General features: G+C 72.9%; 12 protein-coding genes and 1 pseudogene. 4 read left to right on the forward strand and 9 right to left on the reverse strand.

Translation table 11 applies throughout. The annotated features are described in order from the left end of the window. Positions 1-50 precede the first annotated feature (50 nt). From ACFCY1_RS01260 to ACFCY1_RS01270, 3 genes are all read right to left on the reverse strand, one after another. A complete protein-coding gene (locus ACFCY1_RS01260; protein ID WP_117485935.1) occupies positions 51-899 on the reverse strand; it encodes an ABC transporter permease in 849 nt (282 codons plus the stop codon). Continuing rightward, complete coding sequence (locus ACFCY1_RS01265) at positions 896-1,840, reverse strand: ABC transporter ATP-binding protein (RefSeq protein ID WP_375873094.1); 945 nt, start codon at positions 1,838-1,840, stop codon at positions 896-898. The genes ACFCY1_RS01260 and ACFCY1_RS01265 overlap by 4 nt, the downstream gene beginning before the upstream one ends. Positions 1,841-2,009: 169 nt before the next feature. After that, positions 2,010-3,329 carry a cryptochrome/photolyase family protein gene (locus ACFCY1_RS01270; protein ID WP_375873095.1) on the reverse strand — a complete coding sequence of 440 codons (1,320 nt, stop codon included), beginning with the start codon at positions 3,327-3,329 and terminating at the stop codon, positions 2,010-2,012. 157 nt (positions 3,330-3,486) lie between these two features. Here ACFCY1_RS01270 and ACFCY1_RS01275 point away from each other — a divergent pair, with 157 nt between their 5' ends. After that, positions 3,487-4,470, forward strand: a complete 984-nt coding sequence (locus ACFCY1_RS01275) for an aldo/keto reductase (protein WP_375873096.1) — start codon at positions 3,487-3,489, stop codon at positions 4,468-4,470. Between the two features lie 39 nt (positions 4,471-4,509). Here the strand turns inward: ACFCY1_RS01275 and ACFCY1_RS01280 are convergent, their stop codons facing one another. Together ACFCY1_RS01280 and ACFCY1_RS01285 are read right to left on the reverse strand one after the other, a co-directional pair. Next, positions 4,510-5,235 carry a DedA family protein gene (locus ACFCY1_RS01280; RefSeq protein ID WP_375873097.1) on the reverse strand — a complete coding sequence of 242 codons (726 nt, stop codon included), beginning with the start codon at positions 5,233-5,235 and terminating at the stop codon, positions 4,510-4,512. 136 nt (positions 5,236-5,371) lie between these two features. After that, a complete protein-coding gene (locus ACFCY1_RS01285; RefSeq protein WP_375873098.1) occupies positions 5,372-6,601 on the reverse strand; it encodes a saccharopine dehydrogenase family protein in 1,230 nt (409 codons plus the stop codon). Between the two features lie 84 nt (positions 6,602-6,685). Between ACFCY1_RS01285 and ACFCY1_RS01290 the strand changes: the two are divergent. Together ACFCY1_RS01290 and ACFCY1_RS01295 are read left to right on the forward strand one after the other, a co-directional pair. Then, positions 6,686-7,339 (forward strand): annotated as a pseudogene (locus ACFCY1_RS01290) (flavin-containing monooxygenase); the annotation flags it as partial. A gap of 580 nt (positions 7,340-7,919) precedes the next feature. Next, entirely contained in the window at positions 7,920-9,143 is a 1,224-nt protein-coding gene (locus ACFCY1_RS01295; protein WP_375873099.1) for a GNAT family N-acetyltransferase, read from the forward strand. Between the two features lie 297 nt (positions 9,144-9,440). Here the strand turns inward: ACFCY1_RS01295 and ACFCY1_RS01300 are convergent, their stop codons facing one another. Beyond that, a complete protein-coding gene (locus ACFCY1_RS01300) occupies positions 9,441-10,847 on the reverse strand; it encodes a hydrolytic protein (RefSeq protein ID WP_375873100.1) in 1,407 nt (468 codons plus the stop codon). A 215-nt stretch (positions 10,848-11,062) separates the two neighbouring features. Here ACFCY1_RS01300 and ACFCY1_RS01305 point away from each other — a divergent pair, with 215 nt between their 5' ends. Continuing rightward, entirely contained in the window at positions 11,063-11,800 is a 738-nt protein-coding gene (locus tag ACFCY1_RS01305) for a response regulator transcription factor (RefSeq protein WP_375873101.1), read from the forward strand. A gap of 55 nt (positions 11,801-11,855) precedes the next feature. Here the strand turns inward: ACFCY1_RS01305 and ACFCY1_RS01310 are convergent, their stop codons facing one another. From ACFCY1_RS01310 to ACFCY1_RS01320, 3 genes are read right to left on the reverse strand one after another with little or no spacing between them, the layout of a single operon-like run. Then, positions 11,856-12,221 carry a VOC family protein gene (locus ACFCY1_RS01310; protein WP_375873102.1) on the reverse strand — a complete coding sequence of 122 codons (366 nt, stop codon included), beginning with the start codon at positions 12,219-12,221 and terminating at the stop codon, positions 11,856-11,858. A gap of 25 nt (positions 12,222-12,246) precedes the next feature. Further along, complete coding sequence (locus tag ACFCY1_RS01315) at positions 12,247-12,468, reverse strand: DUF397 domain-containing protein (protein WP_375873103.1); 222 nt, start codon at positions 12,466-12,468, stop codon at positions 12,247-12,249. Beyond that, positions 12,465-13,313 carry a helix-turn-helix transcriptional regulator gene (locus tag ACFCY1_RS01320; protein WP_063780053.1) on the reverse strand — a complete coding sequence of 283 codons (849 nt, stop codon included), beginning with the start codon at positions 13,311-13,313 and terminating at the stop codon, positions 12,465-12,467. Before ACFCY1_RS01320 ends, ACFCY1_RS01315 begins: the two co-directional genes overlap by 4 nt. Positions 13,314-13,490: the final 177 nt, after the last annotated feature.

A 13,490-nucleotide genomic window follows, 5' to 3' on the forward strand; every position in this document is an offset into this window, starting at 1 on the left:
GAGGGGCGGGGCTGCGGCACCCGGTGGACCGGGTGCCGCACCGGAGTCTCTCAGACGTCGCTGCGCACGAGGCGCACCGCTGCGCCGGCCAGGGCGAGCACCGTCCACAGGAGGAAGACCGCCAGCCCGGCGGCGGGCGACAGGGTGGTCGAGTCGTGGTGCAGGGCGAACATCGCCTCGCCCGCGTGGCTGGGCAGGTACGGGCTGATGTGGCTCTGCCAGGACGTGGGGAGCAGCGAGACGAGGCCGGGGACCAGCATCAGGGTGGCCACCAGGACGGAGATGCCGCCGGCCACGGAGCGCAGCAGCGCGCCCAGGGCGACGCCGATCACGCCGACGAGGGCGAGGTAGAGGCCCGCGCCGAGCAGTCCGCGGACGGCGCCGGCGCTGGAGAGGTCCATCGCCACGCGGGTGCCGGACAGGATGCCGCTGTCGGTGAGGAAGGCGACGAACACGCCGACGGTGCCGAGCAGCAGGGCGATCACGCCGTACACGGCCGCCTTGGACCAGAGGACCGGCAGGCGGCGCGGCACGGCGGCCAGGGTGGAGCGGATCATGCCGGTCGAGTACTCGCCGGCGGCGATCAGCACGCCGAGGACGCCGAGCGCGAGCTGGGCGAAGTTGGTGCCGAACAGGGACAGGCTCAGGGCGGTGGCGTCGGAGAAGTCCCGGTCCAGGTGCCGGCCGGAGTCGAGCCTGGACTTGAACTGGACGGCGGCGATCAGGCCGAACGCGACCAGGAACAGCAGGGCCAGGCCGAGGGTGATCCAGGTGGAGCGCAGGGACCACAGCTTGGCCCACTCCGAGCGCAGCACGCGGGCGGCGGTGACCTTGTAGACGGGGCGCTCGGGCCCGGGGCCGGCGGGCGTGGCGGTCTGGCTCGGTGCGAGGGTGCTCATGCCGCGCTCCTCGGGGTCTCGACAGTGGCGGTGGTGGTGGTGCCGTGGTACTCGACGGCGTCCCGGGTCAGGTCCATGAACGCCTGCTCCAGGGAGACCGTGCGGGTGGCGAGTTCGAACAGGGCGATGCCGTGCGAGGCGGCGGTCAGGCCGATCTCGCGGGCGGTGCGGCCGGTGACGAGGAGTTCCTCGGAGCCGGAGCGGCCGGTGATCTCCACGCCGGGGCCGGCGAGCAGGGTGCGCAACCGGGCCGGGTCGGCGCTGGCCACCGTGACGGCGTCGCCGCCGGCCTCGCGGACCAGGTCCTGGACGGTGGTGTCGGCCAGCAGCCGGCCCCGGCCGACGATGATCAGGTGGTCGGCGACGAGGGCGACCTCGCTCATCAGGTGGGAGGAGACGAAGACGGTGCGGCCCTCGGCGGCGAGCGAGGTGAGGAGGTTGCGGATCCACAGGACGCCCTCGGGGTCGAGCCCGTTGACCGGCTCGTCGAGCATCACCGTCGCCGGGTCGCCCAGCAGGGCGGCGGCGATCCCGAGCCGCTGGCCCATGCCGAGCGAGAACGCCCCGGCCCGCTTCCGTGCCACCGACCGCAGGCCGGTCAGCTCGATCACCTCGTCGACGCGGCGGCGCGGGATGCCGTGGGTGTGGGCCTGCGCCATCAGGTGGTTGAACGCCGAGCGGCCGGGGTGGATCGACCTGGCCTCCAGCAGTGCGCCGACCTCCTGGAGCGGGGCGGCGTGCTCGGCGTAGCGGCGGCCGTTGACGCGCACCGAACCGCCGGTCGGCGCGTCCAGTCCGACGATCATCCGCATGGTGGTGGACTTGCCCGCCCCGTTGGGCCCGAGGAAGCCGGTGACCGTACCCGGCCGGACCGTGAAGTCCAGCCGATCGACGGCGGTCTTCTCCCCGTACCGCTTCGTCAGCTGGTGCGCCTCGATCATCGCTCACCCTCAACGTTCGTGGGCCGGGTCGTCCCGGCCGCCGGTACCTTCCACGCTAGGTTCGACGGTGCGGCGATCCGTGGTACCCGGGGCCGATCATCGCCGGGGCCGTAGTACCGGGGTACCGTGCGCCCGTCCGCCTCCTGGCTCAGCCCGCCCGCCGTCGCGCTCAGTCCAGGCCCCGCCCCCGGCGGAACCGCTCGGTGAGGGCGTCCGGGGCGATGAGCGGCGCCGGGTAGTCGGCGCCGTGCAGCCAGGGGCGGTGCACGGCCGGGCCGGGCAGGTGGGCGAGCTCGGGGACCCAGCGGCGGACGTACGCGCCGTCCGGGTCGTAGCGGTCGGCCTGGCGCAGCGGGTTGAGCACCCGGTTGGGGCGGGTGTCGGTGCCGGTGCCGGCGACCCACTGCCAGTTGAGCTGGTTGTCGGCCACGTCCCCGTCGACCAGCAGCGACAGGAAGTGGGCGGCCCCGATCCGCCAGTCCAGGTACAGGGACTTGGCGAGGAAGCCCGCGGTCAGCAGGCGGGCCCGGTTGTGCATCCAGCCCTCCTCGGCGAGCTGGCGCATCCCGGCGTCGACGATCGGGTACCCGGTACGGCCCTGCCGCCAGGCCTCGGCCTCGCGCTCGTCCCGGTGCCAGTGGTCGTCCCTGTCCCGGTAGTCGCGGTGGGCGGCGTCCGGGCGGGCGGCGAGCACCTGGTGGTGGAAGTCGCGCCAGGCGAGCTGCCGGACGAAGGCCTGCGCGCCCTCGCCGTCGTGCCGCAGGGCGCGCGAGACGAGTTCGGTGGCGGACAGGCAGCCGAAGTGCAGGTACGGGGAGAGCCGGGAGGTGGCGTCGGCGGCGAGGTCGTCGTGCACCCGCGCGTACGCGTCGACGTCCCAGCGCCGCCACCGCCGCCGGGCCGCGCTCTCGCCGCCGGGCGGCAGCGCGGGCGAGAGCGGCCCGGTGGGCTGGAGGCTCTCGCCGCCGATGCCGTCCGGGGTGTCGAGCGTCCGGGGCGCGCCCAGCACCGTGCGGCGGGGCGTCCGCTGCCAGGCGCGGTGGTACGGAGTGAAGACCGCGTAGTGGTCCCGGCCGGCCGGGGTGATCCGGCCCGCCGGGACGACCGTCAGCGAGGCGTCGTGGACGTGCAGGCGGTCGCCGAACACGGCGCGCAGCCGTTCCTCCCGCCGGTGCGCGAAGGCGCTGACGCCCGCAGCGACGTGGACGGTGGCGGCACCGGCCTCGGCGGCGACCCTGGCCGTCTGCTCGGCGGGTTCGCCGCGGCGCACGACCAGCCGGGAGCCGATCCGGCGCAGCGAGGCGTCCAGGTCGGCGAGGCAGTCGGCCAGGAACGCCAGCCGGTTGGGCGCGGCGAACCCGGCGTCCTCGACGGCGGGGTCCAGGACGAACAGCGGGACGACCCGGTCGGCCGCGGCGCGGGCGGCATGCAGGACCGGGTTGTCGTGCAGCCGCAGGTCCTGGGTGAACAGGGCGATCGATACGGTCACGGGTGGGCCTCGCAGGTGGTGCCGACGTCGGTGTCCCCAGCTTCCCACCCGGACGTCCGGAGCCGTCGGCGGTGCGACGCGGTACGACGAGGTACGACGAGGTGTGCCCACCGTGCGGCGTGGTGCGCTGGGGGCGCCGCGTGAGAGGCTCGCCCCCATGGAACAGCGCGTACTCGGCCGGACCGGCCGCCCCGTCTCGATCGTCGGACTCGGCACCTGGCAGCTCGGTGCGGACTGGGGGGATGTCCGGGAGGAGGACGCCCTCGCCGTGCTGGAGGCCTCGGTGGAGGCCGGTGTCACCCTCTTCGACACCGCCGACGTCTACGGCGACGGCCGCAGCGAGCGGCTGATCGGCCGCTTCCTGAAGGACCGCCCGGACGCCGGGGTGTTCGTCGCCACCAAGTTCGGCCGCCGGGTCGAGCAGCGGCCCGAGCACTACAACCTCGCCAACTTCCGTGCCTGGGCCGACCGTTCGCGGGACAACCTGGGGGTGGACCGGCTCGACCTGGTGCAGCTGCACTGCCCGCCGACGCCGGTCTACTCCTCGGACGAGGTGTTCGACGCCCTGGACACCCTGGTGGCGGAGGAGCGGATCGCCTCGTACGGGGTGAGCGTGGAGACCTGTGCCGAGGCGCTGACCGCGATCGCGCGCCCGAACGTCGCGAGCGTGCAGATCATCCTGAACGCGTTCCGGCTCAAGCCGTTGGAGCAGGTGCTGCCCGCCGCCGAGGCGGCCGGGGTGGGCATCCTCGCCCGGGTGCCGCTGGCCTCGGGGCTGCTGTCCGGCCGGTACGACGAGCACACCGTCTTCGCGGCGGACGACCACCGCACGTACAACCGCCACGGCGAGTCCTTCGACCAGGGGGAGACCTTCTCCGGGGTGGACTTCGCGACGGGCGTCGAGGCGGCGGCGGAGTTCGCCGGGTTCGCGCCCGAGGGGGTGAGCTCGGCGCAGACGGCGCTGCGCTGGGTCACCCAGCAGCCGGGGGTGACGACGGTGATCCCCGGGGCGCGCAACGTGGCGCAGGCCCGGGCCAACGCGGCGGCCGCCGACTCGGCGCCGCTCCCGCCGGCCACCCTGGCCGCCGTGCGCGAGCTGTACGACCGGCGGATCCGGGCGCAGGTGCACGGCCGCTGGTGACCGGAAGCGGCGGCCGGCGCCGGTGAGGGGGCGGCGGCGTCAGGGCCGTCCGCCCCGCTGCCCGCTGTCCCGCCGCTCCTCCTCCCGTCGCTCTTCCGCCCGCCGCTCTCCGTCCCGCTGCTCTCCGTCCCGTTGGGCCCGGGCCGGGGTGCGGTCGCCCTCCCCGGACCCGCGTCGGCGCAGGAACCACCAGATGGCGAGGGAGACGACGACGAGCGCGCCGATCACCAGGGCGAGGACCCGGCCGACGGTGCCCTCGACCCGGGCGTAGGCGGCTCCGGCGAAGTAGCCGAGCAGGGTGAACCCGACGCCCCAGAGGAGCCCGCCGAGGGCGTTGAACAGGACGAAGCGGCGGTAGGGCATCCGGGACATGCCGGCCAGGGTGGGCACCATGGCGCGGAAGAAGGCGACGAACCGGCCGAAGAAGACGGCGGCCGGCCCGCGTCGGCGGATCAGCTCCTGCGCCTGGTCGACCCGGTTGGCGTGGCGCCGCATCGGGCGGGTGTCGAGGATCCTCGGGCCGAGGTGGCGGCCGATCTCGTAGCCGGCGGTGTCGCCGAGGACGGCCGCGCAGACCACGGCCAGGACGAGCCAGCAGACCGGGGCCCTGCCCTGGTGGGCGAGGAACCCGCCGAGGACGGCGGCGGTCTCGCCCGGGAGGAAGAAGCTGAAGAAGAGGGCGTCCTCGGCGAACACGAGGGCCGCGACGACCACGCACACGACCGGGCCGGACAGGCCGCTCAGCCAGTCGGTGATCGAGTGCATCGGCCACCCCGTTCGGGATCGGCGCCCCTCTCCGCTCCAATGTAGTGCCTGCCGCCCGTCGGGGGCGCGGGGCGAGGTCGGCCGTCATGGCCGCCCCGATCCGGACCGGGGCGGCCGCGGGTGCGGTGGACGAGTCTCACGGGGTCGGGGTCACGTCGATGACCACGCCGTCGCGGGGGCCGTCGTCGCCGGGAAGGCCGGGCACGTGGCGTGCCAGGTCGAGGAAGAAGCGGTCGGCGTCGATGGCCGTCTCCGGCGGGTGGACGCCGGGGCGGCCACCGGTGCCGTCCAGCAGTTGCGCGAGTCCCAGCGCCAGGGGCAGGCCGGTCGCCTCCGCCATGTCGTCGATCAGCGCCGAGGCGCCGGGCGTGTCGGCGAGCCGGGCCAGGACGGTGACGCGGCGGCCGTCGCGGGTGCCCGTGGCGGCGGCGAAGAACGGGGGCAGTGAGCCGGGTCCCTTGCGGGTCATGGCACCTGCGGTGGCCCGCAGCGCGCGGCCCACCGTGGGCTTGGCGAGTGCGGCGGCCGCGGTCTCGTTGGTGAGCTTCCCGGTGTCGATCTCACGGCGCAGGACGTCGAGGTAGGCGAGCGTGCCCGGGGTGACGACCATGAGGTTGGCGGCCTCGCCGGCCGGGCGGAAGCTGCGGTGCAGGGTGACCGGCTCGGGGTGGCCGACGGTGTAGGCCGTGCCGGTGCGTCCGGCGGACACGGAGAGCGCGACCGGCTGGAGCGGCCGCCGGTGGACGAGCCGTCCGCCGCTGACCATCGCGACCTTCCCGCTGATCTGCTCCATCCAGTGCACGGCGGCCGCGCTGGTGCGTCCGTCGGGGTCGCTGAGCTGCTCGTCGTCCCCACCGCTGCCGGAGACGTCGACGGGCCAGGCGGTGTACAGGTCCTGGACCTGGTCCAGGTGCCGGACGGCACGTGTGGCCAGCAGATTGCTGACACCGGGGCTCGCGCCCATGCCCACCACCGCACGGATCCCGGCGGCCCGGGCCTCCTCGTCCAGGCCGAGCATCCGCAGGGTCGGCTCCCAGTCGTCGCAGATGTCGAGGTAGTGGGTGCCGGTCGTGATCGCGGCCCGCAGCACGGTCAGGCCGAAGCGGTAGTACGGGCCGACGGTGTTGAGGACGGCGTCCGCGCCCTCCAGGGCGGCGTGCAGGGCGCGGCCGTCGGTCACGTCCACCGTCAGCGCCCGCATCGGCGCGCCACCCGTGCCGCCCTCGTCGAGCCGGCGCACCAGCGTCCGGGCCGCCTCCGGGTTCCGGTCGGCCACGACGATCTCGGTGACGCCGGTGAGTCCGGCGGCCACGCGTACCGCCACGGCGCCCATCGCTCCGGGGCCTCCGAGAGCCAGAATCCTCATTCGCCACTCCATCTATTGTGAGAGTTACGATCGTTGCGTCGACGATAGCATTAAGTTCGAACAATCTTCGGCCGGAGGGGAACCATGACCGACCCGCACACCACGAGCCCGGCCCAGCGCGAAGCGGCCGACGCCTCGCCCGGACACGTGTCCGTCGTCATCGTCGGCGCGGGATTCGCGGGCCTCGGCACGGCCATCCGGCTGCTGCGGGAGGGCCACCGCGACCTGCTGGTCCTGGAGCGGGCCGACGAGGTCGGCGGCACCTGGCGGGACAACGCCTATCCCGGCTGCGCCTGTGACGTGCCCTCGCGCCTGTACTCGTTCTCGTTCGCACCCAACCCCGCCTGGAGCAGGCGCTTCGCGCCCCAGGAGGAGATCGAGCGGTACCTGAAGCACTGCGTCGGCCGGTACGGGCTGGCGCCCCACCTGCGGCTCGGCTGCGAACTGCGGCGCGCCACCTGGGACCCCGAGCGGCTGCGCTGGGAGCTGGACACCAGCGCCGGACCGCTCAGCGCCGGGCTGCTGGTGATGGCCCAAGGGCCCCTCTCGGAGCCGGCCGTCCCCGCGCTGCCCGGCCTGGCCGGCTTCACCGGAGAGGCGTTCCACTCCGCCGGGTGGCGGCACGACCTGGACCTGTCGGCCAAGCGGGTGGGCGTGATCGGCACCGGCGCGAGCGCCGTCCAGTTCGTCCCCCACCTGCAGCGCACGGCCCGGCAGGTGACCGTCTTCCAGCGCACGCTGGTGGCCGCGCCCCGTACCCCCGCCGCCCGGCTCGTCGCCTTCGAGGCGTCGAGCACCCTGCTCTTCGCGGTGCCGATGCTGGTGGTCACCACGTCAGGCCAGCCCAGCGTGCCCGAATGGGCCCAGTTGCTGGGGCTCGCCCTGCTCCTCACGATGATCGCGGCGCTGGTGCACACGTGTCGGCTGACCACCGCCGAGGGGCTGCGGCTGGTCACCGGTGGGGCCGCCGGGCAGGGCGAGCGGGCGGCCGGGCGGCTGCGCCAACAGGCCGGAGCCGAGCGGCGGTTGGCGTGGCTGCTGGTCCTGTATCCGGCGGTGCTGGCGGTCCTGCTGCCCGTCCCCGACACCTGGGTGCGTTTCTGGTTCTGGTCCACGGTGCTGCTCGGCCTGTCCGCGATGCTCTCGCTCGGCTCGCTGCTGCGCGGCGCGGGCCACCCGGACCGCCGGCACGGAGGGACTTCCGACGCCCCCTGATCCGACGCCCCCTAATTCGGTTGACCCGGTCGCGCGGCCGCGCTGAACTTCGGGGGGCGCCAAACGAAGTGGCGCCGGCAACACGGGGAGGCAGCAGCACCACATGGAGATCCGTTCCACGACCGACCAGGACCTCGACGCGTTCGTCGCCACCTTCCACACCGCGCTGGGGCGCTTCTCGGACGCCCCCGGCGCGGACGGCGGCGGGGTCTGGTGGGCCGCGACCGAGATGGACCGCAACCTGCTCGCCGTGGCGGCGGACGGGCGGCCCGTCGGCACCGCCGGTGCGTACACCTTCGAACTCACCCTGCCCGGGCAGGTCGTCGTCCCGACCTCCGGGGTGACGGCCGTCGGCGTCCTGCCCACCCACCGGCGCCAGGGCGTGCTCACCGCGATGATGCGGCACCAGCTCGCCGAGCTGCGGGGCCGGGGAGAGTTCCTGTCGGTGCTGCTGGCCTCCGAGGCCGGGATCTACGGCCGGTTCGGCTACGGCCCGGCGACGTACACCCAGCGGCTGACGGTGCAGCGCCACCAGGCCGCCTTCGCCGCGCCCCGGGCGGCGCGGTCGGCGGCCGGGGCTCAGGTGGGCGGCTCGGTCGAGCTGTTCAAGCGGGCCGACTGCGGGCGGATCCTCGAGGAGGTCTACGACCGCTACCGCCGCGCCCAGCCCGGCGCGCTGTCCCGGCCGCGCCGCTGGTGGGAGCTGGGCGCGGGCCAGGTGCCGACCGCCCCGACGGTGCGCCACGTCGCCGTCCACCGCGGCGCCGACGGAACGCCGGACGGGTACGCCAGCTACTCGATGGACGGGGACACCCTGACGGTCGACGAGACCATCGCCGTCGACGACGCCGGCTACACCGACCTCGCCCGGTTCGTGCTCGGCCACGACCTGGCCGCCCAGGTCGTACTCAAGCACGTCCCGGCGGAGCACCCGCTGCGCTGGCAGCTGGAGGACTTCCGCGCCGTCCAGCCGGGCGGCGAGACGGACTGGCTCTGGGTACGGCTGCTGGACGTCCCGCGCGCGCTGACCTCGCGCGGCTGGTTCACGGACGGCGAGCTCGTCCTGGACGTCGACGACCCGTTCCTCGGCGAGCACCACCGCCACCTGCTGACCGTCCGGGACGGGAAGGCCGAGTGCGTCCCGACCGACCGGGAGCCGGACCTCTCCCTGGACATCCGGGACTTGGGCGCGGTCTACCTCGGCGGCACCGCCCCGAGCGCGCTCGTCCGGGCCGGGCACGTCCTGGCCCACCGCCCCGGCGCGGCCGCCCTCGCCGACGCCCTGTTCCGCGCCGAGCGCACGCCGCACTGCCTGCACTGGTTCTGATCCGGCGGCCGCCACCCGCGACAGACACCGAACGCCGGTCCCCGCCCTGGTTGGGCGGGGACCGGCGTTCGGCTTTTCCGGGTCGGGCATCCCGAACCGCCCGTGGGGGCGTACCGGTTGCCCTCAGGGACCAGGCCGGTTGCCCTCAGGGGCAGATCACAGCAGGTTACGGGCGGGTCGGTTTGGTTCGGACGGGTGCACGATGCAACAGTGTCCGTCGGGTATTGACATGGTCACGAGACGTGAGGGGGACGTGGGGGAGGAGCGGGAATTCGGAGACGAACGGCCTGGAAACGCTCAGTTTCCTTGCCGGATGTCGCTCAGGGTCCCGCTGACGTTGAGGAGTTCGTGGCACGTGGGCGCCTGCTTGCCCGAGGCCGGGGTGCCCGGCACCTCGCAGGTCACGTTCGCGGTCACGGCCTGGTCCTCGGGGACCTGGAGGGGAGTCACCCAGTGGTAGTCCTGGTTGCGGAAGGTCTCCAAGGCGATCGTGGTGATGGTCGTGTTGCCGGCCATGATGGTCACCAGCCCCTGGTCGCCCTGGAAGTTGGCGACCACGAGGTCGGTGATGTCGAAGACCTTGCCGTGCGGCACCTGGTAACTGCCGGTCTTGGCGGTTCCGGTCTCGGTCACGACGTCGATCGCGGCAGAGCTCTGCCGGCCGGTCCCCGGCACCGCCAGGCCGCCCGGACCGCCCTGGCTGCCCGGGCCGGTGGTCGGCTTCCCGGCGCCCGGCTTGGTCTGGCCGCCCGGGGTGCTCCCGGTACCGGGGCTGCCCGGTGTGTCACCGGCCGGAACGCCGGCGGGCGGGGCCGGGGTGGCGATCTGCTGGGCGACGGCCTTCTCGGCCGCCTGCTTGGCGGAGCTGCGCACCGCCGGGCGGACCAGGGCGAACCAGGCCAGCAGCAGCGCGATCAGCGCCGCCAGCAGTGCGAGCAGCCACTTCGGGAAGATCGGCAGCTGGAGGAACTCGCCGTCCAGCAGCGGCTTCTGGACGGGCGGCTGCGCGGTGCCCGGTGCGGCCTCCGGCGCCTTCTCCTCCTTCGCGTCCTTGCCGTCCCTGCCGGGCTTGCCGTCCTTCGCGTCCTTGCCGTCCGCCCGCTCCTCCGGGCCCACCGTCACCTCGAACGGCCAGGTCGCCTGCTTGCCGAACCAGATCAGCTTGCGGGTGCGCGCCTGCACCCGCACCTCCCCGGACTCGCCGGGCTCCAGCCGCAGCTTCTCCGGCGTGACCCGGAACCGCAGGTCCTCACCGGCCTGCCCCGGAGTGAACGTCACACCGGTCGGAGCGTTGCCGAGGTTGCGCACCGAGGCCCGGTAGCGCCCGCGCAGCCAGCCGCGGCGACGGCGCGGGGCCAGCGCGGCCTGAAGCTCCTGGAACGGCGTCACGGTGACCGTGGCCTCCGGCACCGTCACCAGGTCGGGGCGCTCGACCGGCAGCACCCGGATTCCGAGCGGGAACTCGCCGGCCCGGGTGGCGGGGGAGCGCGGCGGGGCCAGTCGGACCGTCACGGTCTCGGACGTCCCCGGGTACAGCGAGACCCGGGCCGGCTCCACCTTCGTCCAGCCGGCACAGTCGCCGACCACCTCGAACGTGTAAGCCTCGACGATGTCGAGGTCGTTGCGGACCGTCAGGGTCGTGGTGGCCACGCCACCGGGGGCCACCGTGAGTGCTGGCAGGCCGAGTTCGGCGGATGTGGTCATAGCGTGACGGTAGGGCCGTACCGCGCCGGAGAAGAGGGCCGTACGGGCAAGCTGGGGGCCACACCCCTTGCCCGTACGGACCGACCGGAGACCCCGCCCGGTCCCGTCGCGGGCCCGGCCCGGCTCCACGTGACCCGCCCCCAAGCCCCCGGCCGGCACCGCCCCGCGGCGCCCGGCCGTCACCCTCGCAGGCACTTGCAGAATGGAGCAGTTCGATGACGTCGACCGATACAACCCGTGAGGAAGTCGTCACAGCCCGCCGCACCACGGTGGCACCGAAGCCCGCCGGCGCCGCCGTCCCGCGCGTACCCGCCCAACTCCGCGGCAGGCCCAGCCAGGTGCGGGTGGCGGTCTACGCGGAGGACCTCATCCTGCAGACCGGCGTGGTCCAACAACTGCGCCAGCGGCCCGAGGTCGTCCTGCTGAACGAGAGCGAGGCCGGGCAGGCCGAGGTCTCCCTGCTGGTGGTCGACGCGCTGACGGAGACGGTGACCGAACACCTGCGGCGGCTGCGCCTCGCCACCACCGGCCGGATAGGCCTGGTGGTGGGCCACTTCGAGGCCGGCGGGCTGCAGACCATCGTGGAGAACGGGGTCGCCGCCGTGCTGCGCCGCTCGGAAGCCGACCAGGACCGGCTGGTGAACCTCATCACCGCCCTGGCCAACGGGGAGGGCGTGATGCCCGGCGACCTGCTCGGCGAACTGCTCGACCGGATCGGCATCCTCCAGCGCACCATGCTCGACGGGCGCGGCCTGACCCTCTCGACGTTAACTGCACGGGAGGCGGAGATGCTGAAGCTGGTGGCGGAGGGCTTCGACACCAGCGAGATCGCCGCCAAGACGTCGTACTCGGAGCGCACGGTCAAGAACGTGCTGCACGAGATCATCACCCGCCTCGGCCTCCGCAACCGGGCCCACGCGGTGGGTTACGCCATGCGGCGCGGCCTCATCTAGCGGCAATGACGGTGCCCCGCCCGGGTGGGCGGGGCACCGCGTGGAGCGGAGGAGTTCACGCGGGGGACATGACCTCGTAGAGGTTCCCGGCGTCGTCGGTGAAGTACAGCCCGCGAGGGCACAACGGGTGGTCGGTCCGACCGTTGCCGGGCTCGCGGGGATCGTCGCCGAAAGGCACGTCGGCCTCGCGGAGCCGGGAGAGGATCCCGTCGAAGGAGGCCGGGTCCACGTCGAAGGCCAGATGATGGCCGACCGGGTCCTCGACGGTCATGAAGTCCAGGGTGAGGGAGTCGTTGACCCGCACCGGAGCGAAGTGCCGGTCGGCGCCCTGGTATTCGAGGCCCATGACAGAGGCGAAGAAGCGGGCTGCCGCCTCGTTGTCGACAGCCGGAACGATGGTGTGGTTCAGGGATATGGGCATGTGAGCCTGCCTCTCTGTGGGGTGATCAGAGCAGCCCGAAGTCGAACTCGCCGGTGGCGACGGCGGCGAGGAAGGAGGAGTGGGCCGCGCGGTCGAAGGCCAGGGCGGGGCCGGAAGGGTCCTTCGAGTCGCGGACTGCTACAGCCTCAGGGAGGAGGGCGTATTCGACACAGTTCTCGTTGCCGCCGCTGTAGCTCGACTTCCGGAAGGGGAAGCCAGTCGCGGCGGCATTGGAGTAGTGGGTCACTTGATCCGTTCTCTCTGTGCGGTGATGAACTCGAGCGAGGAGCCGACAGAAAGCGCTTCAGCCGTGATCTCCTGGAACTTCGCCCGATAGAGCTCGACATCGGCCGGGTCCTCGACCCAGAAACCGGCCAGCAGGCCTTCGACGAACACGACGTCGAGGTCCTTCCGTTGAGGGAATCCGAGCAGAGCGAACGCACCGCTCATGCCCGGGTGTATTGCCGCACCCGATGGCATCACCTGGATGTTGACGTTCGCCAGCCGGCTCAGGGTGAGCAGTTTGTCGAGTTGTGGGCCCATGACGTCGGGACGATCGGCGATGGCTCGGAGCGCGGCTTCGTGGATGACCGCCCAGACCTCGACGGGATTCGGGCGGGTCAAGATGGACTGCCGTGCCATGCGGACCTGCACCAGATCGTCAACCGTGCCGCCGTTGGTGGTCCGGAGCCGGTCGATGACCAGCCGCGCGTATTCGGCAGTCTGGAAGAGCCCTGGAATGAAGGCGGGTTCGTAGGTCTTGAAGGTCGAAGCCTCGGTTTCGAGCATGATCAGGTCGGTCGCGGACACGTTGATCACGTCGCGGTAGCTCAGCCACCAGCCGCGCTTGCTGCCGTCCTTCGTGATGGCGATCAGGCCGGCGCGGAACTCCTCGTCGTGGCAGCCGTAGTGGTCGAGGAGCTTGTTGACGTCCTCGATCTTGGCAGCTGAGCGGGCGTTCTCGATCCTGTTCAGTTTGGCCAGGCTCATGCCCGTGGCGTCAGCTGCTGCGTCTGCGGCGATCATCGCTTGCTCGCGGAGCCTTCGCAGTTCCTCACCCAGCCGACGACGGCGAACGGTTGATACCGCCATGCGATGCCCCTCCTGACCTCTCGGTGGACCAGTCTGCCCTTGCTGATCGCATAGGCGCTACCGACAACAGACAGAGAGTGGCACCGAATTCGGGTTCGATGTGAGATTTTGCAGATTAGTTGAGCCAGCTTGCACATGTGATGGCTCTCACGTCATGCTGAGTGTAGCTGGCCGCAT

Source organism: Kitasatospora sp. NPDC056273 (genome assembly GCF_042268845.1).
Taxonomy (GTDB): domain Bacteria; phylum Actinomycetota; class Actinomycetes; order Streptomycetales; family Streptomycetaceae; genus Kitasatospora.